Here is a 22,414-nt window from a genome sequence, read left to right on the forward strand (position 1 = left end):
GTTGATCTCAGGCTGAGCGCATGGCCTCCACGGCCATGTCGGTGAGTTCGTCCATGACCGGACCATGGTCGTGCCCGGCCAGATGCAGCAGGCCATGAGCCAGCAGGCGGGCCAGGTGTTCTTCGGGGGGTTGTCCGTAGAGGCGGGATTCGCGCAAGAGCGTGTCCACGCTCAGGGCTATTTCTCCCAGAAAGGCGGGGTCCCGGGCGTCTTCCGCGGGAAAGGACAAGACGTTCGTGGGTCCGGGCAGGCCGAGAAAATCCCGGTTCAGCCGGGCCATGGCCGCATCGTCCACCAGACGCAGTTCCACCGAGGCCCCTTCCAGACCCAGCGCGCCGAGCAGCCTGACCAGAAAAACCGTCATTTCCCGACGCGACAGCGGCAGGGCCGGACACAGTCCAGCCCCGGGCTCCACAAAGATCACGCGGCCTTCTCCGGCAGGGGAACCGGGCCGTCCTTGGCGTTTTTGGGCTTGTCGAGATTGGGATATTCGATGCGATGATGGAAGATGCCGGTCAGAATGCGGTGGAAGGTCTCGGAGAGCTGGGTCAGGTCGCGGAGCGTCAGTTCGGACTCGTCGAGCTGCCCCTCGGTGTAGATCTTGCGTACGATGGTCTGGATGTGCCCCTTGATGCGGCTGGGGGTGGGGTCCACCAAGGTGCGGCTCGACGCTTCGATGGCGTCGGCCAAGAGGATGAGTCCGGCTTCCTTGGTCTGGGGCTTGGGTCCGGGATAGCGGAACTCGTCCTCGCGCACGGGCTCCTCGCCCTTGCTCTCGGCCAATTCCTGGGCCTTGTGGTAGAAATAGGCGATCAGGGTCGTCCCGTGGTGCTGGCCGATGAGATCGGCGATATCCTGGCCGAGCTTGTGCTCCCGGGCCAGCTCCACGCCCTTTTTCACGTGAGAGATGAGAATGAGCGCGCTCATGGAAGGTGAAAGCTTGTTGTGCTTGTTCTCCTTGCCGAAAAGATTCTCAATGAAATACTGAGGGTTCTTGAGCTTTCCGATGTCGTGGTACAGGGCGGCCACCCGGGCCAGGAGGGCGTTGGCCCCGATGGCGCGGGCTCCGGCTTCCACCATGTTCGAAACGATGAGGGCGTGGTGGTAGGTGCCGGGCGCCTTGACCATGAGGTCCTGCAACAGGGGCTGTTCCAGGCTCATGAGTTCCATGAGGCGAAAACGCGAGGAATAGCCGAAGAGCATTTCGAAGATGGGGCTCAGGCCCAGAACGAGCAACAGCGAACACACGGCGTTTATGAGCACGTAGACGCCGCCGGCCAGCAGGGCGTCCAGCCCGCGAAAATCCATGAGGTTCACGGACAGCCAGCTGATGAGCAACAGTCCGGCCAGGGGAAAGATCGAACGCAAAACGTCATGTCGGTTTTCCGTGGCCTTGATGATGTTGACGTACACGAAACCGACCAGAATGTAGTAGACAAACAGATGCAGCCCGCCGCCCACCTCGTTGGTGACCAGGAAGGAAAGGAGCAGCACGGAAAACGAACACAAGCCCCGGGGCAGGAACATGGCCAGCACTCCGGCCGCTCCGGCCACGGGCAGTCCGTAGGCCATGAAACCCGAACGCAGAAGGGGCGGAAGGTACGAATCCGTGGCGTGCGCCAACTCCACGAATTTGCCCAGCAGCATGAAAAGTCCGGTCAACACCGAAAGCATCAGCCAGTCGCGTTCTCCCACGGAACGCAGTCCCTTCTTGGCCTCGGGGGCGAAGTGCAGCATGACCAGGAAAAGGGCGGAGAACAAGATGAGCCCGGGCACGGCGAAGGGATTGACCACCCGGGAACGCTGGGAATGCAGGGCCTGCAACTTGACCTGCTGCTCGGGCGAAACACGTTCGCCTTGGCGTACGATCATTTCGCCCTTTTTCACCACGTAATACGAAGGCTCCACCGCGGCCATGATCTCGCGCTTGCGGGCCAGGGTGGTTTCCTTGTTGTACACGACATTGCCGTGCAAAAAGGGCGCGACCAGTATGAAGACCGCCTTACGGACGCGAATGGGCTTTCGGTATTCGCGCTTGAGCATCTGGTCGAGGTCGTCCTTGATCTGGTCCAGGTCGCGCAGGTCGCGCGCCTCCAGATGCAGGGTTTCCATGCCCGTGGGCAGCTCGCGCAGGAGCAGGCCATTCTTGTAATTGCCGAGCTGGGCCAAATTGGCGATAACGCCCCGGGAATAGGCTTCGCTCAGCCAGGGAAGCAGGTTGTGGAGCACCAGTTCCTGAAAGTCCTGGGTGCGCCAGACCAGAATGGTGTCCCGGCCGATTTCCGCGTTCAGGTCTTCCGAGAGAGACAGGCGCAGTTTTTCCAGATCTTCATCGGGTTTGCGTACCAGGGTCAGCACGTCGGTGACGTTTTTCTTCAAGTTCTCGAAAACGTCGGGACTCAGGTCGTAGACCGGGGGCAGGGTTTCGCCCACCTGCTCGCGCTTGCGCAGGGTGGCCTCGCGGTCCTCGATGCGCATGCTCTGGTCGGCGACCACATCCATGGTGGCGATTTCCCCGGCCAGGAACACGCGCACGCCGGGGTCCACCTTCACGGCGGAAAGCAGGCCCGAACAGACAATGACCCCAAGAAACACCGCCAACCCCCAACTCACGGGAGGCGGGGGCGGAAGTTGCTGTCCAGGGGCCAACTGTTTGCAGTTAGGCGATTTTCTGAGTCGACACAGGAGCCCTTTCATAGGCTTGCACGATCCGCCCCACCAAGGGGTGGCGGATGACGTCCTCCTCGCTGAAAGTTACGAACCGCAGTCCATCTACATCGGACAAGACGGCCCGGGCGTGCAAAAGACCGGAGGGCGCGCCGTGAGGCAAATCGATCTGGGTCACGTCGCCCGTAACCACCGCTTTGGACCCGAACCCCAGCCGCGTCAAGAACATCTTCATCTGCTCGGGAGTGGTGTTCTGGGCTTCGTCCAAAATGATGAAAGCGTCGTTCAGGGTGCGACCGCGCATAAAGGCCAGGGGAGCCACCTCCACCACACCTTCGGCCAGCATTTCGCCCACCCTTTGAAAGGTGAGCATGTCGTGCAGGGCATCGTACAGGGGGCGCAGATAGGGATTGACCTTTTCCATCAGGTCACCGGGAAGAAAACCGAGCTTCTCGCCGGCCTCCACGGCCGGACGGGTGAGCACGATGCGTTTGACGCGCCGAGCCAGCAGGTCCGCCACGGCCATGGCCACGGCCAGATAGGTCTTGCCCGTTCCTGCCGGTCCGATGCCGAAGGTCAGGTCGGAAGCGCGGATGGCGCTCAGATATTTCCGCTGGGCCGGAGTGCGGGCGGTAATGGTTTTCTTGGGCGAAACCACGAACACCTCGGACTCGAAAAGCCCGGCCATTTCCTCGCCGCCGGGCTTGCCCAGCTTGGCCAGGGCCGGCTCGATGTCGCGCGGATAGACCGGCAACCCCTTCTTGAGCATGCCGTAGAGCTCCACCAGGAGGTCGGCCACCTGGGTCAGGGAGGTCTCGCTGGGCGCGCTCAGGCGCAGGGCATTGCCCCGGCTGTTCAGGCGTACGCCGGTCTTTTCGGCGATGAAGGCCAGATTGGCGTTATGCGGACCGAACAGGTCGCGCGCCAAGGTGGCGTCGTCGAATTCGAGTTTTCGTTCGTAGGCTTTGGGGGTCGGCATTCATGGCCGTCATTTTCCCAGCTTGACGTCCAGGCCAAGAACGCCAAGGATTTTTCCGTCTTTACCCGCCACAGGGGCGCTCACGGTGATGCAGGGACTTTGTGACGCGACCCCCGTATACATCTCGGAAATGAAAATGTCTTTCTTTTTCATGGCCCCCAAAAACCAGGGGCGCGTGCCCCAGCTCTTGCCGAAGCCCGAATCGCCATAGGCCGCCGCGAACCCGGCGGGAGCGATGTTGTCGATGATCTGCACGCCGGTCGCGTCGGTCATGTACGCCAATTCCAAAAACGGCGTGCCGGCCATGACCCGTCGCAACCTGGACTCGATACGGCTTCTGTCCAGGGAAAGCAGGTCGTCGCTGTGCGCCAGTTCGTCGATGAGGTCCTGGGCGGCGCCCTGTCCCAGCATGGTAAACACGCCCTGCAGGTTGGCAAGGGTGGACAATTGGCCGAAGAGTCGACGCAGGCTGTCCTCGCATTGGTCCATGCCGGAAAGCGTCCGTCCCGAGACGGTCTGGACGTCCTCCACGGTGCGCCCGATCTGGGTGCTGGCCGAGGACTGTTCCTCGGCCGCCGCGGCGATGGCGCGCACCTGGTCGGCGGTCTTGTCCACGAAATTCACGATATCGGTCAGGGCCTGGCCGGATTCCCGGGCCTGCCCCGTGGCCCGCTCCACCTGGGCGGCGGTCTGGTCCATGCCGGTGAGGGCCTGGCGCGATTCGGCCTGAATGGCGTTTATCACCTGGGCCACGTCCCGGGTGGCGCTCATGGTCTTTTCGGCCAATTTGCGCACCTCGTCGGCCACCACCGCGAAACCGCGTCCGGCCTCGCCGGCCCGCGCGGCCTCGATGGCCGCGTTCAAGGCCAGCAGGTTGGTCTGATCCGCGATGTCGGAAATCACGGTCATGATCTGGCCGATGGACTCGGTTTTGCTTCCCAACTGTTCGAGCGACCCCTTGAGATCCATGGTGTGCCGGTAGGCGCTGGCCACGGCGTCCACCACGCCTTCCACCACCGTGGCCCCATGTTCGGCGCGCTCCTTGGCCTGGGCCGCCAGATTCGCCGCCTGACCCGCGTTTCTGGCCGCTTCCAGCACGCCCTGGTCCAATTGCTCGATGGCGGTCACGGTCTGGGCCACCATGTCGGCCAGTCGTCCGGCTCCGGCCGCGGTGTTCTCCACCTCGCCGCCGAGTTCGTCGGCCACGCCCTGGATCTGATCCACGGCGGTCTTCAAGGTGCCGGCCGCGCCCAGCATCCCCTGCCGGCTGCCCGTTTCCGCCCGGGTCCGGGTGGCCAGAGCCAGGGCCTTGGCGCTCTCGGCGTCGGCCGTGCAGGACTTGGCCCGTTGATCGGCCCGGGCAAAGGCTTCGCGGGATTCGTCCAGGGCCAGGGCCAGGGCGTCGACGGCCGCTTCCAGGTCCTGCGCGCTCCCGACCGGCTCCGGGTGTGTCCGGCCGGAACCCGCGGCCGCGCGGGCCCGTTCGGCCAACGCTTTGGCCGCCCGGCCGTCCCGAAGCACGGCCAACCAGCCCCCGACCAGCAAAACGATCGCGCCCAGCGGCCCCAGCCACCCCACGGCGGAACGCACGCCGGCCAGACTGCCGGCGACCTGCGGATCAAGGCCGGAAAAGTCCGCCGGATCAAGAGAAAACCAGACGAACAAGGTCATCACCGCGACCACAAGGGCAGCGGTCGCTGCCAACACAACGCTTGAAGACAATTTTGTCATGGGAATCCTCGGAAGGGGAAGTCTACATCGCGAGGACAGATTGAAAGGAGTTTCCGAAAATGTCAATTCTGAATTGACAACCCCGTACGATTCCCAGTTGCAACGTTTTTGTAACACAAAACGGCCATCGGCCGCTTCGATCAAACCGGGTATTCGGGGCGCGAAGGGGCGTCAATCCTCGCTCAAGCGCTCTTCCAGGTCCGGCTCCAGCACCGCCAAAATTGTGCTGGCCGCATCCAGGCGCACCTGCCCCAGGGGGGCGCCCTTGATCTTGCGCACGGCTCCGGCCTCGGCCCAAATGACCTCGGCCTTGGCCGCGCCGGCCTGCCAACTGGCCAGTCCGGCCAGGGCAGCGGCTTCCTCCATGCTGCGCTCGGGCACGGACGCGCCGGGATTGTCGCGGCGCAAAATCACGTGCGCCCCGGGTCCGCCCCGGGCGTGGAACCAGTAGTCGTAGGGCCTGGCCACCTCCGAAAGAAGACGGTGGTTGGCGGCGGCGTTTCGACCGCGCAGGACCGCAAACCCGTCGCTCGTACGAAACCGGCGCAGGGGGATATCCTTTCCTTTCCCGGATTTTCCTTTTTTGTCGGAACACTTTTTTTCTGCGCCGCGCATGCGGGCGTCTCCCGCATGGCCGACCCGGGACCGGGGCGGAGGCAGACGCCCCTCCAGGACATCGGCCCGCAGCCGATCCACGTGGCCGAGTCCGCGCCGCCCCTTGGCCGCCTGGCGAAAAAACCGCTCCATGTTCTCCACCACCGTGCGGGAGGGGTCGAGCGCCAAGTCCATGTGTCCGAGTTCCGGATGATCCAGTTCGAGCCGTTCCACCTTGGCCCGGCCGTCGAGCCCCGAAAGATTGGCCGCGATGGCCTCCCCCCAGGCCTGACGGGCCACCAGGCCTTCCAGGCGCTTGGCGTCGGCGTCCAGGGTCTTGAGTCGTCTGTCCGCGCGCGCCCGAAGCTTGGCCTCGTCCTGGACGGCCGGGGCCAGGGCCGAAAAAAAAGCCCAGTCTCCGTGGGCCGAAGCGGCCTGAAGCGCCGAGGGATAGCGCACACATTCGCGCCCCTCGGGCCAGGGCAGGGGCGAGACCGGTTGTTTTTCGGATTGGGGCAGATAAAACCCGGCCGCCCGGCCGGACAGGAAGGATGCCAAGGCCCGAGGCCGATCCGGCTCGTCCTCGCGTTCCAGCGCCCGGCGCAGACTGCGCGGCGCGGCGGGGTCGGCCAACAGGTCCTCGGGCGAAGGCCAGGCGTCGAAATGCCCGAAATCCTCGGGCAAGGCGTCCGTCACGTCGGGATCGGACTCCATGGAGAGCAGCAACCACCCTCCCCCGCAAAGCTCCAGGGCCAGGGTCCGTTTGCGCCAATCGCAGACATGGCCGCAGACCCGGCGCGAGCGCAGGCGCTTACGCAGCCACATGGCCCGCATGGGCGGGGCCGGGGGGTTGGCCGGCTTTACCGACGAGAGGAACAGAGCCCCCTTTTGCGGATGGGCTCTCAGAAGAACGAACGCGCAAGGCGCGCTTTCCGGATCAAGATCGACGGTGACGGGTGGAGAAAAGGCCAGGGTCCAAAAGCCCGGGGCCGGGCAATACACGGTCTCGAACCGGGCGCCGCCCAGCAGGCGGCCAATCTCCGGCCCAAGGAAACGAAAAAAGGCGGCGTCCATTGGAGCGGGTTATTCCCCGCGCAGGTTTTCCTCGGCCTCCTGGCGGGCCTTGCACTTGATGCACAGGGTGGTGACCGGCCGGGCCTTGAGGCGGGCCACGCCGATATCTTCGCCGCACTCCTCGCAGATGCCGTAGGAACCGTCTTCGATGCGCTCGATGGCTTCCTGAATCTTGCGAATGAGCTTGCGCTCGCGGTCGCGCAGACGCAAGGTGAAGGCGCGGTCGGACTCGGCCGTGGCCCGGTCCGCCGGGTCGGCGTAGACCTCCACGGTGTCGGTCATGTCCTCGATGGTTTCCTCGCCTTTCTTGAAAATATCCTGGAGCGCGTCGTTGAGGTACTGACGGAAGAAATCCAGGTCTTTCTGTTCCATTATGCCTCCGGCAACTCACGGGCTGCCCTTGTGGTATCCGGTAAAAGTCAATCCCTCTAATAGATTTGCGTCCCGAGGTAAAGAGATCGCGACGGACTTCCCCGCATGGTCCGCGCCTATTCCTTAAAACGGCAAAGTCCCCGGAAGGGAGAAAATAAAAAAAAATGACGACCACGCTTGACATCGCGCTCCAAGCCCTTTAAAAGCGCCTCTCGCACTGAGCGGGAGTAACTCAGTGGTAGAGTGCAACCTTGCCAAGGTTGAAGTCGCGGGTTCAAATCCCGTCTCCCGCTCCACTCCCCCTTCGTATCCGGGGGATTTTTCATTCCAGGTCGACCACGTTGACAGCGTCGGCGGCTTGAACTAGGCTTTGTTTTTTCAGGCGGGGCGGCATAGCCAAGTGGTAAGGCAGAGGTCTGCAAAACCTCCATTCCCCGGTTCAAATCCGGGTGCCGCCTCCACCAGCGCGGGAGTAACTCAGTGGTAGAGTGCAACCTTGCCAAGGTTGAAGTCGCGGGTTCAAATCCCGTCTCCCGCTCCACCGCGCACAAAGGCCGATCCCTTCGGGGTCGGCCTTTTTTCGAGGATTCGCATGAACGGCTCCCCTGTTTTCACGGCCCTGCTGGCTGATCCGACGGCGAGTCTCGACAGTCTGCTGGCCGCGGCCGGGGCGCGTCATCCCGTCGTTTTCGAGACCGTGCGCCTGGCCGACATGGAAATCGACGTCCTCCAGATCGAGGACATGGCCGCCTATGTCGATCGGCTGGCCGCCTCGTCCGACAACGACCACCCCTTGAGCCTGCCCTTTTGGGCCAAGCTCTGGCCGGCTTCCCTGCCCATGGCCGTGCTCCTGGCCAAGATGCGCCCCGCTCCAGCCTCCCTGCTCGAGGTCGGAGCCGGAGTGGGCCTTTGCGGACTGGCCGCCGCCATGCGCGGCGTGCGCACCGTCATCACCGACATCGAGCCCGAAGCCGCCCTTTTCATCAAGGCGGCCATCCTGAAAAACGGCCTGGCCGACCGGGCCACGGCCCAGGTCACGGACTTCACCGTGGACCGACTGGGCCAGCGCTTCGAAACGGTGGCCGCGTCCGAAGCCCTGTACCTGCCGCACACCCATGCCGGCCTGCTCGACTTTCTCGACGCCCATTTAGAAGACACCCCGAACGCCCAGGTGCTGCTCAGTTGCGACGACTCCCGTCGGCCCGACGCCTTCATGTCCCTGGCCAAGCCGCGGTTCTCCATCGGACGCATGGAGACCTCGCGTACCGACGAGGATGGCGTGGAGCGCCGCAGCGCCATCTACCGTTTGAGGAAATCCGCCTGATGCGTCCCTTGCGTTCCACGCCCAAGGGCTACACCTCCGATTCGGACAAGTTCTGCTCCCCGGCGGACACCGTGGCCAAGGTCAAGGCCCTGTTCGACGACCAGGGCGGCATCCTCGAAGAATTGCGCCGCACCGACACCGGTCGCCTGGGCATCCCCGTGTACCTGAGCGTCTGCGGTCCCAAGGCCAGGCAGTACATGCCCACGCGCAAGCAAATGGGCAAAGGCGCGTCCCCGGCCCAGGCCGAAGCCTCGGGTTTGATGGAGCTGGCCGAGCGCTACAGTTTTTTCACCTTCTGGGCAGACGAAAGCCGTTTCACCCTGGCCACCTGGAGCCAGGCCCAAAAACTCTGGCCCGGGCGGGTGATCCCCATCGAAGAGATCCTGCTTTCGGTCCACGATCCCCTGGCCCCGGCCAAGGCCGAGGCCGTCATGGACCTGGTGGCCTGGCGCTTCTGTCCGGCCATGCGCGTACATGACGGCCGGGAGGTCATGGTCCCGCTGGACTGGTTCAAAAAGCTCAACGAATTCAACGGGGCTTCAGCCGGCAATTGCCTGGAGGAGTCCATCCTGCAGGGGGCCTGCGAACTCGTGGAGCGGCACGTCAGCGCCCTGGTGGACCGCGACGAACCCGAATTGCCCACCCTCGCGATCGAAGACCGCGCCGACCCCGTGCTGTCCGAATTGGTCGAGGCCTTCGGACGCAACGGCGTAAAGCTCTGGCTCAAGGATTTCAGCCTGGGCATGCCCGCGCCTACGGTGGCCGCCTTGGCCTACGACCCGGCGACCTTTCCCGAGCGGTCCGAAATCGTGTTCACGGCTGGCACGGCGGCTTCGCCGGTCAAGGCGGCGGTCAGAGCCCTGACCGAGGTGGCCCAACTGGCCGGCGACTTCGAAACCGGCAGCAACTATGAAGCCTCGGGCCTGCGCAAATTTCAAAACGTCGAGGAAACCGCCTGGCTGACCCGTGGCCCCGCAGTGTCGCTGGACCGCCTGCCCGATCTGGAACAGGGGGACATCCTGGACGAACTCCTGAACCTGGCCCGCGGGCTCTCGGCCAAGGGGCACACCCTGTACACGGTGGAAACCACCAACCGGGAACTGGGCGTGGCGGCCAACTACAGCTTCGCGCCGGGCTTGGCCTTTCGCGAGCGTTCTGCGCGGGCCAGCCTGGGGCTGTTCGTGGGCCGCATGCTGGCCGAAGAGTCCGACCCAGGCGAGGCCCTGGCCGGCCTGGACACCCTGCGCGAAATGCTTCCCGACGCCCCCTATTTGCCCTTTCACCAGGGGCTGCTGTCCCTGCGCCTGGAAGATCTGGACTCCGCCCTCGATCTGTTCGCCCAGGCCGAGCCCCTGCAACAAGACGCCGAGGACAAGGGGCTGGCGGCCTTCTACCAGGCCTACTCCCTCAGCCGGCAGGAACGATGGGCGGAAACGCTCGACGTTCTGGACCGGGCCATCGCCCACAGCGCCGACGTGAAGGAGTACTACAACCTGCGCGGCGTGGCCCGATTCAAGACCGGAGACTACGCCCGGGCGGCGGGCGATTTCGAATTGGCGCTTCGCCTGGATTCGGGCTCGGTCATGGATCTGGCCAACCTGGGGCTTTGTCACAAGCGCCTGGGCAACACGCCCTTGGCCGTGGAATTTTTGAGCAAAGCCTTGGAGTTGGACCCGGATCTGGATTTTGTTCGCACCCAACTCGAGGAGCTGGCTCTGGGGGCGCTAAGCCCCGAAAAGGCTTGACAACACAGGCCAGAGACGAGTAATTATTCGTTACTTGTGGCGTAGTGAAACGACACTGGCATGTCATCTTGTCTCAGCAGGTTTTTTCCGGTATGGTAGTCTCCGTCCTAATCCTACAAAGACGGATTTTAGCGGACCGGTAGTTTTGAATCGGCGCCCTCCTTGTGGAGGGCTGTGTCCAACATCTCACGCAGCATTGAAGAGATGCTCCAAGTAAAGCCAAGGAGGATGGAGAATGGCCACGATTGAATTCAAGGGCAATACCTTCGAAATCGACGAAGACGGCTTTCTGCAGCGGTTTGAGGACTGGAGCCCCGAGTGGGTCGAATACGTTAAGGAATCCGAAGGCATCAAAGAGCTCGACGACGAGCACAAGAAGATCATCGAGTTCCTGCAGGACTACTACCGCAAGAACGGCATCGCCCCCATGGTGCGCATCCTTTCCAAGGTCACGGGCTACAAGCTGAAACACATCTATGAGCTGTTCCCCTCTGGCCCCGGCAAGGGAGCTTGTAAGATGGCTGGCCTGCCCAAGCCCACCGGCTGCGTGTAGTCCGGACGCTTTTTATAATGAAAGAAAAGCGGAACCTTCGGGTTCCGCTTTTTTCTTGTTCGCGTTCCGGCGCGTGGCGACCGCATAACGGTTCAAGCCGCCCCCCTTGCCGTGGAATCGGCCGAATGCCGCCAGGGTGCCTTGGCGCTCCCCGGCTGTCCGGCCTGTCCAGCCGGATTCACCGGGCGCGAAAGGCGCACCGATTGAAGCGCATCCTTACCAACGAATCGGCCCGCAGCCCATAGACCGGATCAGGCCGTTGTCGCGCCGAGCGCAAACGATCGACGCCCGATCACCGGAGCGGAAGGGGCAGCCGTGCTGACGGAGAAAGCTCAACATGTCCCAATAGCCGCTCTGCAAGACGATCCGGCCGTCCACCACGTGAAAGAACCCGCAACCGCGCAGACCCAACGGGTCCTTCCATTCCCAAATGGCCCACTCGCCGTCCTCGAACACGTTTTCCACCTGACAGGTCATGTCCGCCCGGGCGAACTCCTCGCGAAACATGGCCTCTATGGCCGCCTTCCCCTCCACCGGCCGGTTGGCTACCTGGTGGTTGACCGCCTGTTCGGCATAAAGGCGCATGAGCCCGGGCACGTCCGCTCGCTTGAAGGCCTCGACGAAATGCTCGACAACTTCGCGTGGCCGCATAGGGCCTCCTCGTGAGGGTTTGTCTGAGGTTCGAAAAGTCGGTTGATCCGCAAGTCCAAGATGCCGTCATCTTTCATGGCGATTGCGTGGCGGCCGAAAAAGGGACTACTTTGGCCTTGCCTGTGCGGCTTCCCGGCCGTATGGAGTGGCTCCCAGTTCATCCAGCAAAGAGAACACCTCCCCATGAAAACAGCATCAAACGAAGATATCCGCAACATCGCCATCATCGCCCACGTCGACCACGGCAAGACCACCCTGGTGGACGCCATGTTCCGCCAGTCCGGCACATTCCGCGAAAACCAGGAAGTCGAGGAGCGCCTCATGGACTCCATGGACCTGGAACGCGAACGCGGCATCACCATCGCGGCCAAAAACTGCGCCGTGCGCTGGGGCGGAGCGAAGATCAACATCATCGACACCCCCGGCCACGCCGACTTCGGCGGCGAGGTGGAACGCTCCCTGGCCATGGCCGACGGCGCCGTGCTCCTGGTGGACGCCTCGGAAGGCCCCCTGCCCCAGACCCGGTTCGTGCTCAAAAAAGCCCTGGAACGCGGCCTGTCCATCCTTGTGGTGGTCAACAAGATCGACCGCAAGGACGCCCGCCCCCAGGAAGTGCTCGACGAGATCTACGACCTCTTCATCGACCTGGACGCCAGCGAGGAACAACTCGAATTCCCCGTGCTCTACGCCATTGGCCGCCAGGGCGTGGCCTCGGGCAGCCTGGAGACTCCCGGCGTGAACCTGGGGCCGCTTTTCGAGGCCATCATGGCCCACGTGCCGGCTCCGCGCTACGATCCCGACGCGCCCTTCCAGATGTTGGTGGCCGACCTGGGCTATTCCGACTTTCTGGGCCGCCTGGCCATCGGCCGTGTGGTCAACGGATCGGCGCATCAGAACGAAAGCCTGGTCCGCGTGGGCGAGGACGGCAAGCCCGTCCCCCTGCGCGTCACCCGCCTGCAGGCCTACCAGGGACCGAGTTTCACCGAGACCGACCAGGCCAATCCCGGCGATATCATCGTGCTTTCCGGCCTGGACGACGTGACCATAGGCGACACCATCTGCAACGCCGAATTTCCCGTGGCCCTGCCCCGCATCCGGGTGGACGAGCCCACGGTGTCCATGAAATTCGCCATCAACACCTCCCCTCTGGCCGGACGCGAAGGCAAAAACGTGCAGTCGCGCAAGATTCTCGAACGCCTGGAACGCGAATCCCTGGCCAACGTGGCCATCAAGGTGGAGCAGAGTTCGGACCAGGACAGCTTCGTGGTCAAGGGACGGGGCGAATTCCAGATGGCCATCCTGGTGGAGACCATGCGCCGCGAGGGCTTCGAACTCTCCGTGGGTCGGCCCGAGGTCATCTACAAGATCAAGGACGGCCAGCGCCTGGAGCCCATCGAACGCGTTTTCGTGGACTGCGACGAGACCTTCCTCGGCGTGGTGGCCGAAAAGCTTTCCATCCGCAAGGGCCGAATGATCAACATGGTCAACAACGGAAAGGGCCGCGTGCGCATGGAATTTTCCGTGCCCTCGCGCGGGCTCATCGGCTACCGGGACGAGTTTCTCACCGACACCAAGGGCACGGGCATCATGAACTCGCTCCTGGAAGGCTACGAGGCCTACCGGGGCGACTTTCCCACCCGGTTCACCGGCTCGCTGGTAGCAGACCGCCCCGGCGCGGGCGTGGCCTACGGCCTGTTTCACCTGGAGCCGCGCGGCGAACTCTTCGTCAAGCCCGGCGATCCGGTCTACGAGGGCATGGTGGTGGGCGAACACAATCGCGACAACGACCTGGACGTCAACCCCACCAAGGAAAAAAAGCTCACCAACATGCGCGCCTCGGGCAAGGACGAAAACATCATCCTCACCCCGGTCCGGCCCATGACCCTGGAACGCGCCATCCACTTTGTGCGCGAGGACGAAATGGTGGAAGTGACCCCGCTCTCCATCCGGCTGCGCAAGTCCGAACTCTCCGCCAGCAAGCGCCACCTCATTCAGGGGCAGAAAAAGCGGGAAAAGCTGGGCCTGTAGCCTTTCAAGAACTACTTGAACTCGATGTCCCCCGGACCGGCCCGCCCGTTCCGGGGGATTTTCTTGTCCGACGCCCCGCCACCGCCCCAGGTTGCCGACACGTCGCAAACAGGCTATGAGCCGGCCACCAACCGCCAAGGAGTGTTTCGTGGGCAAGGAAAAGATGCGCCTGGAGAAAATGACCGTCGAACCCAGCTTCGACTTGGAATATTTCATGGAAATCAGTGGGTTGACCAGGGTCGACCACGACCTGATGGAACTTATCGAGCGCTACTGGACCGACTGGACCAGAGAGCTTCAGGCCTATCGGATGGAACCCACCCGCACGGACGGCGACGACGGTTTCCTCCTGGTCTACCTGGACGAGGACACCGAAAACCAGGTGCAGCAGGCGTTCGAGGAGAACACCCATCACGGTTTCGCCTTCCACAACCTGGCCATCACCCTGGTCATGAGCGCGGCCCAGACACTCATGCCGGAGCTGGCCGGTGGCTGCGTGCCCATGCCCACCCCGGATCGGGAAGCCAAGAAAAAGTTCAAGAAGCTCGGCCTGGAATGGAACGAGTCCGGCAGCATGAACCGCAACTACGCCGTGTTCACCCCCTACCCCTACCGGGGCGGGTGCGAGGTCTGCCATTCCTGCGACACGTGTCCGTCCAGCACGGTGATGGAGATCAAGCCCCGGCCGGAATAACCCGGACGATCCGGGACAGCCTCGGGCCGATGGCCGCCCAACAGGGCCGCGCGGGAGAAAAGCCCGGGGGTTGAGCCGAGGGCTCGCGCCATCGGGTTGACGAACCCGGAGAGGGCTTCAGCGGCCACCGGGTTCGCGCCCTTTGTCCCCCACGACCGGGACCAGGCAACGCCGTTGCGAAAAGGGAGCACGCCATGTCCACCCCCAGCCCCTCCAACGATCCCTTCGTCCCCGGAGAGCGGTTCCGCCTGGAGCCGTCCAGCGTGGGTACGCTTTCCGGCCTGACCCTGGCCGTCAAAGACATCTTTGACGTGGCCGGTCGACGCACGGGGGCGGGCAATCCCGATTGGCTGGCGGCCCAGTCTCCGGCAACGAACCACGCCTGGGCCGTGGAGCGCCTGTCGCGCGCCGGCGCGACCATTGTGGGCAAGACCGTGACCGACGAATTCGCCTTCAGCATCATGGGCGAAAACCATCACTACGGCACTCCCCTCAATCCGGCAGCACCGCAACGCATCCCCGGCGGATCGAGCAGCGGTTCGGCCTCGGCCGTGGCCCAGGGGCTGGCCGACATCGGGCTGGGTTCGGACACCGGCGGCTCGGTGCGCGTTCCGGCCGCTTTTTGCGGACTCTTCGGCATCCGCACCACGCATGGGGCCATTCCCCGGGACGGGGTCTTTCCCTTGGCCCAGAGCTTCGACACCGTGGGCTGGTTCGCCCGCACGGCCGATCTGCTGTCCCTGGCCGGCGACCAACTGTTGCCCCCGGACGCCTCGGCGCCGCCGCTGGAAAACCTGCTCGTCGCCGAAAATCTTTTTGCCCTGGCCCCCTCCCAGGCCCGTTCCGCCCTGGAGCCGGTTTTTGGCGTCCTGTCCGACCTGTTCGCCCATTCGAACCCAATCACGGTGGGAACCGACCTTCTCGACCTGGGACGCGAGGCCTTTCGCCTGGTGCAGGGCCGGGAAATCGCCCGAAATCACGGGGCCTGGGTGCGGTCCACCCATCCGGCCTTCGGACAAGACATCGCCGAGCGCCTGGCCTGGGTGCAGACTCTCACCGACCGGGACGAAGCGCGCGGGCAGGAACTGTGGCGCGAGTTTCTGGGCCATACGCCCTTTGCCGAAAATCCCACGGCCGTGCTCTGCCTGCCCACCACCCTGGGCCCCGCGCCCCTCAAGGGGGCCTCGCCCGACGAAAAAAACGCCGGACGCATCGCCTACCTGCGCCTCACCTGCCTGGCGGGACTTCTGGGAGCGCCCCAGGCGCACATTCCCTGCGCCAGCCTGGAAGGCGCGCCGTTCGGTCTTTCTCTCGTGGCCGCGCCCGGACGCGACCGGGCGCTGTTGTCCGCCGTCCGCGCCGTATCCCAGGCCGGGGGCTACGCGGGATACCGGGCGAAAGAGGCGTGCTCGGCCTGAAGCCCGCAGACCTCCCTGCCGGAAAGCCTCGACGATCCCGTCGAAAGGCCTTCGCCCGCAGGTCGACAGATTCTGATGCCCGAACGCCGCGGGACACGTTTGCGTCGGCCGACGCAGACGCACGCAAACGGCCGACTCCTCCCGAAAGGGGGAGCCGGCCGTTTGTTTTGTCGCAGGGAAGCGGACGGAGCGCGAATCAGGACCGGGCCAATCCGGCCAAAGCGGCGGGATGCTCCACGGGAACGAACGCATACCGCTTGCCGTGGACGGCCACTCGCCCCAGGCCCGGGAACGGCAAGTGCGCTCCGGCCACCAGCAGGCCCTCGCGCGCGAGCTCGGCGAAAAGCTTGGCTCGCGTGGCTGCGGCCGCCTTGGTATCCACGTCGAAATCGATGGTTATGGACGGTTTGGCGAACTGGGCGGCATGAAAATGCACCACGTCTCCCCAGGCCAGGAGCTTTTGCCCCTGGGAATGGAACAGGTATCCGCAGTGGCCCGGCGTGTGTCCGGGCAGGGGGCGGGCCTCCACGCCGGGCAACAGGGGGTGCGAGGGCGAAAAGACCTTGAACCGCCCGGCCGCCTGGTAAGGCGCCACGGCTTGCCTGGCCTTGACGAAGGAAACCCGCTTGGCTTCAGGAACCTTGGCCGCTTGTTCGTCACTGAGCCAGTAGCCCGCTTCAGCCTCGGACACCCACACGGTGGCCCCGGGCAGAACGGGCTTTCCGGCGGCGTCCGTCAGGCCGAACACGTGATCGGAGTGCATATGCGTGACGAGCACGGTGTCGACATCCTCGGGCCTGTATCCGCTGGCCGCGATGGCCTGCCCCAGGTGGCCGGCCTTGTCCCCGAAGACGGTGGAGCCCGCCCCCGCGTCCACAAGCACGAGGTTGGTTCCCGTGTTGACCAGAAAGGCGTTGACAGAGGTCGGCACGGGCCGGGTCGGGTCCTGGAAGCTGGCGTTGAGCAGCGCGGCGATACCCTCCGGGGAGGCGTCCTTGAGCACCGATGGCGCAATGGGCACGTAGCCGTCGCACAGGGCGGTGAATTCGAAATCCCCCAGGGACATGCGGAAAAAACGCGGTTCCGGGACGTTCGGCCGGGGCAACGCGGCGGCCCAAGCGGTCTTCACGGCCAGGGGCGCGGCCGGCAACAGGGAAAGAACCGAACAGAGGTGCAAAAAGGTGCGGCGTTTGAGCATGGAGATCTCCTTGTCCCGGGCGGACCGGGATGCGGTTTTCCGGCCCGAAACAAGCCCTCTGGCGGGTGAGGCCGAAGGCACAGACATACGCCTTCGGAAACCAACGAACCAGTAGGCACAATCCGGTGACCAGGGCGCTCGCCCGCCGACCGTTCCAAACGGCGCGCCAGGAGCTCCCCGGGACAACGTGACGCCTGGAGACTCACTCCAGCGCGGCCAGCTCCATCTCGCCCCACACGGCCAGTCGCCCGCCCACCTGGGCGAACACCCCGCGCACCCCGGAGCGGGCCAGGCTCTTGGCGCGCTCCACCACCAGGGGCAGGCTCTCGGGGCCGGCGGCCAGGTTGCCCAGGGTCGTGGCGGCGGCGTCCGCCAAGGCCCCGTCCGAGGCCAGCACCGTGACCAAATCCGCAGAGCCGAAGGAAAGCGATGGCCCTATCCGGGCCGAAGAACCGCACAGCGCCGCCGGGCAGCCGTCTGGATGCACCTTGAGCGCGAGCCTGGCCCCCTGCACCGGGGCGGCCAGCAGCGCCACCAGACGCTCGCGCGTGGAGTGCAGGAACACGTCGCCACCGTTTTCCACCACAATGTCCGGCGACTCGGAAGCAAAACGGTCGGCCACGGCCTGGGCCACGGCCCCGGCCACCGCCGCCATGGGGCCCACATTGCAGGCCCTGGCCGCGCGGGCCATGGCGCGCACCAGGGCCGGAGCGTCGTCCGCCACATCCACCGGCACCAGGGACCGGACGAATTCGGGATGAAGCAGCAGGTAGTTCTTGAGCCCCCCGCGTATGTCGGTCAAAAAGCGGGCCACATCCCGGGAAAGATCGCGTTTGGCCACGATCCACAGGTCGGACTGCTCCACCACCACCTGAAAGGCGGTCTCTCCCGTCCCCGGGCGCAGACTTTGACGATAAAAGCGATCTGAATCGAGATGAACGGTCATGGACGGCTCGAAAAGAGGTTGGACCGACCACCTGGCCGGCCTGCGCACGAAAACGTCGCGTGCGCCATGGTCGGTTTGTGCCACGCGGCCACCGAAGTGACAAGACGCGCGCGGCCTCTCCTGGCAAACGCCCGGCGAGAGAGAAAAATCGCCCGGCGCGGGAAGGGCGCCGTGTCGCTCTCTCCCCGGGCCTGGCCGCCCGCTCCGAAACGTCCCCTCCCCCTCCTGACAAGCGCGGCGGCTCGCGCTATACGGGTTCCATGCTCGTGTCCGTCGTCATCCCCACGTACAACCGGGCCGGCATGGTGGGCCGCGCGGTGGCCAGCGTCCTGAAACAAACCCACCGCGACCTGGAATGCTTGGTGGTGGACGACGGTTCCAGCGACGACACGCCGGCCGTGCTCGCGGCCATGGCGGACCCGCGCCTGAAGGTGACGCGCCAGGACAATCGGGGGGTCTCGGCGGCCAGAAACGCGGGGCTGGCCCTGGCCAGGGGCGACTACCTGGCCCTTCTGGACTCCGACGACCACTTTTTGCCGACCAAGATCGAACGACAGTTGGCGTTCATGCGCGCCCACGGCTACGCCATCTGCCAGACCCAGGAAATCTGGATGCGCGGCGGCAGGCGGGTCAATCCCATGGCCAAGCACGCCAAAGCCGACGGCGACTTTTTCGAACGAGCGCTTTCCATATGTCTGGTCAGTCCCTCGTGCGTCATGTTCACCCGCGCCTTCCTGGACGAGGTGGGCGGCTTCGACGAGACCCTGCCCGCATGCGAAGACTACGACCTCTGGCTTCGGACCCTGCCCCGCCACGAGGTGGGCCTGTTGGACGAGGCCCTCACCGTGAAGGAAGGCGGACGCCAGGACCAACTTTCGCACATGATGGTGGGGCAGGACCTGTTTCGGGTGCGAGCCCTCCTGAAACTGCTTGGCCGGGACGATCTCCCGCACGAACGTCGAGTGCAGACCGCGCGGGCGATCGAGGAAAAGGCCCGCATCTACCGCAGGGGCTGTGTGTTGCACGGCAAACCCGAAGAGGCGCAGCGAGTGGGCGACATGGTGGAACAGGCCCTGGCCCTGGCCCTGGCCAACATCGCGCCCAAAGGATAAACAATTTCACGGTATCGTCCACGAAGGACATCTGCGCACGTCCTTCGTGGACGCCAGGCTAGCCTTGCGCCAGATGTTCGCGTTTGGTGATGGCTTCGCTCTTGATGCGTCCCAGGGCTTCCACCAATATGGGAGCAACGGTTTCGCGAATGTCGCCGGCCACGACGATAAACAGCAGGTCGTCGCCCGGAACGAACGTGCCGGACAGGGCTTCGGCCGTCACGCTGAACACGCCGGGCCTGGCGGAAAGCTCCCGACAGATGGCGCGCACCTTGTCCTGGTCGACTTCGACGTCCAGCCGGGTGACCTGACCGGTCCCGGACCGGAGCCTGCCCCGCACGACTCCGTTGTGGGCCAAAACCATGCCCACTTTTTCGGTGAAGCCGGGTTGGGCCTTGAGTTGTTTGATGGCTTGGGTAATGTCCATGGCGGCCTCCTGAGGGGCCTTGACGATGCGACCCGCGCCGTGGCGGGCCGTGCGGACCGGGATTGGTCCGCTGGCACGAACGACCGTAAACCATACGCGCCCGGCTTTGGCCGAGGCGACCGGGCGACTGCTCTCCGGGCTTTCGCCACATGCTGACGAGGACATACCATGTACAAGCTTTCCCAGCTGTTGGAAAGATTGCCCGGCGTAAGCCAGCCCAAACTGGTCGGCTCGGGCATTGGCGTCTGGGTGGTCTGGGAAGGCAAAGCCTCGGCGGTCATCAGCCAGATTTTCAACGAGTTCGGCGGGTTCTCCATGGCGAAGGACAGCAGCCAGAGCTTGTGGTTTTTCTTCGGCGAAGAGGGCATGCGCGCCCTGGGTCGGCTTTCCAGCTACGCGCGCATGAACAAGCTCCCCACGTTCATCGAAGCCTTTCCGGCTTCGCTCATGGTGGGCTACAAGTACGAAACCACCCTGTCCGTGGCTGGCGACCTGACCGCCCAGGAGGCCGACCCCGCCCAGGACATGGAAATCTACATCCATCCCCAGTTCAACAATCTGGTGGGCGGGCTCACGGGCTTGAGCCTCAAGCCCGTCACTCCGCCTCCGGGCATGGTCCGGACGGAGTTCTCCCTGCTGCAGGCCGACCTGACGCTTTCCCAGGACTCGCCCCTGGCCTGGTATTTCGTGTTGCGTCCCCTGGGCGACCCCCTGGACAAGAACACCGCCGATGGATGGCGGTCGGTGTTTTCCGAGATGCAAACCCTCATCGAGCGCCAGGCCCTCAAGTACATCGCCCACGAGGGATATCTCATCTTCACCCTGGACTCGTTGCGTTCCCTGCGCACCTTCTGCAAGGACGTGCTCCTTCTGGAGAACCAACTGCGCAACCCGGAGTCGGGCAAGAAGTACTGGCCCACCATCATGGCCTGCGTGCTCAAGAAGGGCTACACCTTCAACAAGGACCTGCCCAAGCGCATAAACCTCGACTGGCGACAGCTCGCTCCCGACCTGCCGCACATGAGTTTCCGTTCCGCGCTCTACCTGGGCAAGGGATTTCGCATCAACGACGTGCGCACCTCGCACAGCGTGCAGACCCTGGACGACTGGTGCAACGTGGGCCTGGATACGGACGACGAGCAGGTCAGCCAGGGCGAAGTGCCCTTCAAGCTGCCCCCCAACCTGCTGGCCGGCCCCAACATTCCCTGCTTCTATTGCGGCCTGGCCAACCACACACCCAAGGACTGCCCTTCCAAGACCCTGGCCGACATGGACGACGGCGTATGGGAAACCCTCGGCTTGGCCGAGATGAAGGCCCTCGAACAGTCGGCGCAGGAGCTCAACGTGGCCCTTGCCGACGGCTCCGCCCAGACGGTGACCGCCAAACTCGGAGGCAAGGACTGGCAAGGGGCCGTGCTGCGCGCGCTCTTTGAAATCACCTATCCCTGCCAACTGCGCGCCCTGGACCGCATCTGGCGCAGCCGGGGCAAGACCCTGCCCGGCGGGCTTACCGACTTGGCCTCGCGCGACGAAGGCGAATACCTCTGGTCCGGGCTGACCGCCATGCGCCAGACCGACTGGACCACGGTGGAATCCGAACTGGCCCAGGCCCTGAACACCATGGGCCGCAGCTTCCAGCCGCGCACCCTGCAGGGATTTCTCTCCCTGGAGCAAAACGACTGGGACCGGGCCATCTACTTTTGGCAGGAAGCCGGACGCGTGGCCTACTCCCCCTTGCAACGGGCCTATCTGGCCTTTCTGGAAGGCCGATCCCTGGAAGTGCGGGGCGAATTGCAGCAGGCCATGAATCTCTACCGCCAGGCCAGAAACGAAAGCTCCAAATGGGTGGAGCCGGCCTATCGTCAGGGCGTGTGCCTCGTAAAAATGGGATTCACCGATCAGGGTCTGTCGGAATTTCTCGACCTGGTGGACGATTCCCCCCACTTCTTCAACCGCGTGCTTATGGATCCGGAGCTGGAACGCGGACGCATCCACATTCTGGGCGCGCTCTGGAAACCCTGGGAGGAAGCCAAGGCCGCGGCCCAGGAAAAAGCCCAGGCTATCCCCGCCCTGCCGGAACACCTCAAGAGCTGGTTCCGCGACGGGCATCCCTTTCTGACCGATGCCCTGGAACGGTCCAAGGTCCTGGCCGATCTGGCAAAAATTGATAATTTCGTCTGTTTCAAACGGGTGGTGAACGAATACGACCTGCTGCAAGCCGACTTGCGCAAGGCCGTGGAAAAGGACAGCAAGACCCTGGGTAACACCCTCACGAGACTCTACGACGAACTCAAAACCATCCACAAGGAAGCGGCTTGGTTTCCCTTCGGCAAGCTGCTGCGGGAGTTCAACAAGGACTTCAACGCCTGCGCCACAAAACTCAACTGGATGCGTACCACCTCACTCCAGGTGCCGGCCAATTTCCGCAAGTGCCAGGACTACGTGGACGAAGTGGAAGCGGCCATAGCGGTCCTCAAGGCGCGCCTGGTGACACTTCGCATCGTGCGCGACTCCACCTTGTTCGTGCTGCTTCTGGGCAAGACCTTCATGTGGCTCGAAATCATCGGCCTGGCCCTGTCGCTGGTGGCCGTGCCGGCCATCATCTACCTGTCGCAAAGGACCGGGCAGACGTGGCTGGCCGGGGTGCTGGAGAGTCAGAAATGGCAGGTGCAGAAGGGACTCGTGCTCATCGTGAGCATAACGGCCATGGCCCTGGCCGCCTTGCGTACCGCCGTGAGCTTCGAGAAAAAACGCGCCAAGCTCTTCAAGGACGAAGAAGAAAAAGCCGACTCGTCCACGCACCCGAAAAAAGGCAAAAAGTAAGGGACCGACCCGTCCGTATCCGGTTGGCCAGGCTTGGCCGCACGCGCGCGGGCTTCGCGCCTCTTTCTACGCTCGTTT

Annotated in this window: 18 protein-coding genes, 3 tRNA genes and 1 pseudogene; 11 read left to right on the forward strand and 11 right to left on the reverse strand. The window is 64.2% G+C overall.

Translation table 11 applies throughout. The features are described 5' to 3' along the window. Positions 1-7 precede the first annotated feature (7 nt). From ybeY to dksA, 7 genes and pseudogenes are all read right to left on the reverse strand, one after another. Entirely contained in the window at positions 8-364 is a 357-nt protein-coding gene (ybeY, locus tag ACYQ01_RS03005) for an rRNA maturation RNase YbeY (RefSeq protein ID WP_459933878.1), read from the reverse strand. 56 nt (positions 365-420) lie between these two features. Continuing rightward, on the reverse strand, positions 421-2,595 hold the full coding sequence (locus tag ACYQ01_RS03010) for an HD family phosphohydrolase (RefSeq protein WP_459933879.1): 2,175 nt from the start codon (positions 2,593-2,595) through the stop codon (positions 421-423). Between the two features lie 64 nt (positions 2,596-2,659). Continuing rightward, on the reverse strand, positions 2,660-3,646 hold the full coding sequence (locus tag ACYQ01_RS03015) for a PhoH family protein (RefSeq protein WP_459932354.1): 987 nt from the start codon (positions 3,644-3,646) through the stop codon (positions 2,660-2,662). A 9-nt stretch (positions 3,647-3,655) separates the two neighbouring features. Then, positions 3,656-4,135: a PDC sensor domain-containing protein gene (locus tag ACYQ01_RS03020; RefSeq protein WP_459933880.1), complete on the reverse strand. Its 480-nt coding sequence runs from the start codon at positions 4,133-4,135 to the stop codon at positions 3,656-3,658. Between the two features lie 81 nt (positions 4,136-4,216). Next, positions 4,217-5,377 (reverse strand): annotated as a pseudogene (locus ACYQ01_RS03025) (methyl-accepting chemotaxis protein); the annotation flags it as partial. Positions 5,378-5,548: 171 nt separating this feature from the next. Then, entirely contained in the window at positions 5,549-7,045 is a 1,497-nt protein-coding gene (locus ACYQ01_RS03030) for an NFACT RNA binding domain-containing protein (RefSeq protein ID WP_459932355.1), read from the reverse strand. Between the two features lie 9 nt (positions 7,046-7,054). Continuing rightward, the gene (gene dksA, locus ACYQ01_RS03035) at positions 7,055-7,417 is read right to left on the reverse strand and encodes an RNA polymerase-binding protein DksA (protein ID WP_459932356.1); all 363 of its coding nucleotides are present in this window, start codon (positions 7,415-7,417) and stop codon (positions 7,055-7,057) included. A 221-nt stretch (positions 7,418-7,638) separates the two neighbouring features. Here dksA and ACYQ01_RS03040 point away from each other — a divergent pair. The 6 genes from ACYQ01_RS03040 to ACYQ01_RS03065 all read left to right on the forward strand — a co-directional run bounded on the left by ACYQ01_RS03040 (position 7,639) and on the right by ACYQ01_RS03065 (position 11,039). After that, positions 7,639-7,713, forward strand: a tRNA-Gly gene (locus tag ACYQ01_RS03040). 90 nt (positions 7,714-7,803) lie between these two features. After that, a tRNA-Cys gene (locus ACYQ01_RS03045) sits at positions 7,804-7,878 on the forward strand. Between the two features lie 5 nt (positions 7,879-7,883). Continuing rightward, positions 7,884-7,958 (forward strand) — tRNA-Gly (locus tag ACYQ01_RS03050). A 51-nt stretch (positions 7,959-8,009) separates the two neighbouring features. After that, positions 8,010-8,741, forward strand: a complete 732-nt coding sequence (locus tag ACYQ01_RS03055) for a class I SAM-dependent methyltransferase (protein WP_459932357.1) — start codon at positions 8,010-8,012, stop codon at positions 8,739-8,741. Beyond that, positions 8,741-10,486 (forward strand): YcaO-like family protein, encoded by a 1,746-nt coding sequence (locus ACYQ01_RS03060; protein ID WP_459932358.1) that lies wholly within the window; start codon positions 8,741-8,743, stop codon positions 10,484-10,486. The genes ACYQ01_RS03055 and ACYQ01_RS03060 overlap by 1 nt, the downstream gene beginning before the upstream one ends. 235 nt (positions 10,487-10,721) lie before the next feature. Then, positions 10,722-11,039: a TusE/DsrC/DsvC family sulfur relay protein gene (locus ACYQ01_RS03065; RefSeq protein WP_459932359.1), complete on the forward strand. Its 318-nt coding sequence runs from the start codon at positions 10,722-10,724 to the stop codon at positions 11,037-11,039. Between the two features lie 216 nt (positions 11,040-11,255). Here ACYQ01_RS03065 and ACYQ01_RS03070 read toward each other — a convergent pair whose 3' ends face one another. Beyond that, entirely contained in the window at positions 11,256-11,690 is a 435-nt protein-coding gene (locus ACYQ01_RS03070; protein ID WP_459932360.1) for a nuclear transport factor 2 family protein, read from the reverse strand. A 183-nt stretch (positions 11,691-11,873) separates the two neighbouring features. Here ACYQ01_RS03070 and typA point away from each other — a divergent pair, with 183 nt between their 5' ends. The 3 genes from typA (at position 11,874) to ACYQ01_RS03085 (ending at position 15,830) form a co-directional block, all read left to right on the forward strand. Beyond that, on the forward strand, positions 11,874-13,718 hold the full coding sequence (gene typA / locus ACYQ01_RS03075; RefSeq protein ID WP_459932361.1) for a translational GTPase TypA: 1,845 nt from the start codon (positions 11,874-11,876) through the stop codon (positions 13,716-13,718). A 148-nt stretch (positions 13,719-13,866) separates the two neighbouring features. Continuing rightward, complete coding sequence (locus ACYQ01_RS03080; protein ID WP_459932362.1) at positions 13,867-14,412, forward strand: hypothetical protein; 546 nt, start codon at positions 13,867-13,869, stop codon at positions 14,410-14,412. A gap of 194 nt (positions 14,413-14,606) precedes the next feature. Continuing rightward, positions 14,607-15,830 carry an amidase gene (locus tag ACYQ01_RS03085; RefSeq protein WP_459932363.1) on the forward strand — a complete coding sequence of 408 codons (1,224 nt, stop codon included), beginning with the start codon at positions 14,607-14,609 and terminating at the stop codon, positions 15,828-15,830. A gap of 196 nt (positions 15,831-16,026) precedes the next feature. Here the strand turns inward: ACYQ01_RS03085 and ACYQ01_RS03090 are convergent, their stop codons facing one another. Both ACYQ01_RS03090 and ACYQ01_RS03095 read right to left on the reverse strand, forming a co-directional pair. After that, positions 16,027-17,028: an MBL fold metallo-hydrolase gene (locus ACYQ01_RS03090; RefSeq protein WP_459932364.1), complete on the reverse strand. Its 1,002-nt coding sequence runs from the start codon at positions 17,026-17,028 to the stop codon at positions 16,027-16,029. Positions 17,029-17,230: 202 nt separating this feature from the next. Next, complete coding sequence (locus tag ACYQ01_RS03095; RefSeq protein WP_459932365.1) at positions 17,231-17,974, reverse strand: UPF0280 family protein; 744 nt, start codon at positions 17,972-17,974, stop codon at positions 17,231-17,233. 260 nt (positions 17,975-18,234) lie between these two features. On the opposite strand from ACYQ01_RS03095, the gene ACYQ01_RS03100 reads away from it, so the two are divergent. After that, on the forward strand, positions 18,235-19,086 hold the full coding sequence (locus ACYQ01_RS03100) for a glycosyltransferase family 2 protein (protein WP_459932366.1): 852 nt from the start codon (positions 18,235-18,237) through the stop codon (positions 19,084-19,086). Between the two features lie 58 nt (positions 19,087-19,144). On the opposite strand, the gene ACYQ01_RS03105 is transcribed toward ACYQ01_RS03100, so the two are convergent. Further along, complete coding sequence (locus ACYQ01_RS03105; RefSeq protein ID WP_459932367.1) at positions 19,145-19,513, reverse strand: molybdenum cofactor biosynthesis protein MoaE; 369 nt, start codon at positions 19,511-19,513, stop codon at positions 19,145-19,147. A gap of 168 nt (positions 19,514-19,681) precedes the next feature. Here ACYQ01_RS03105 and ACYQ01_RS03110 point away from each other — a divergent pair, with 168 nt between their 5' ends. Then, positions 19,682-22,336 carry a tetratricopeptide repeat protein gene (locus ACYQ01_RS03110; RefSeq protein ID WP_459932368.1) on the forward strand — a complete coding sequence of 885 codons (2,655 nt, stop codon included), beginning with the start codon at positions 19,682-19,684 and terminating at the stop codon, positions 22,334-22,336. The last annotated feature ends 78 nt before the right edge of the window (positions 22,337-22,414 follow it).

It is taken from the genome of Fundidesulfovibrio butyratiphilus (assembly GCF_054657235.1).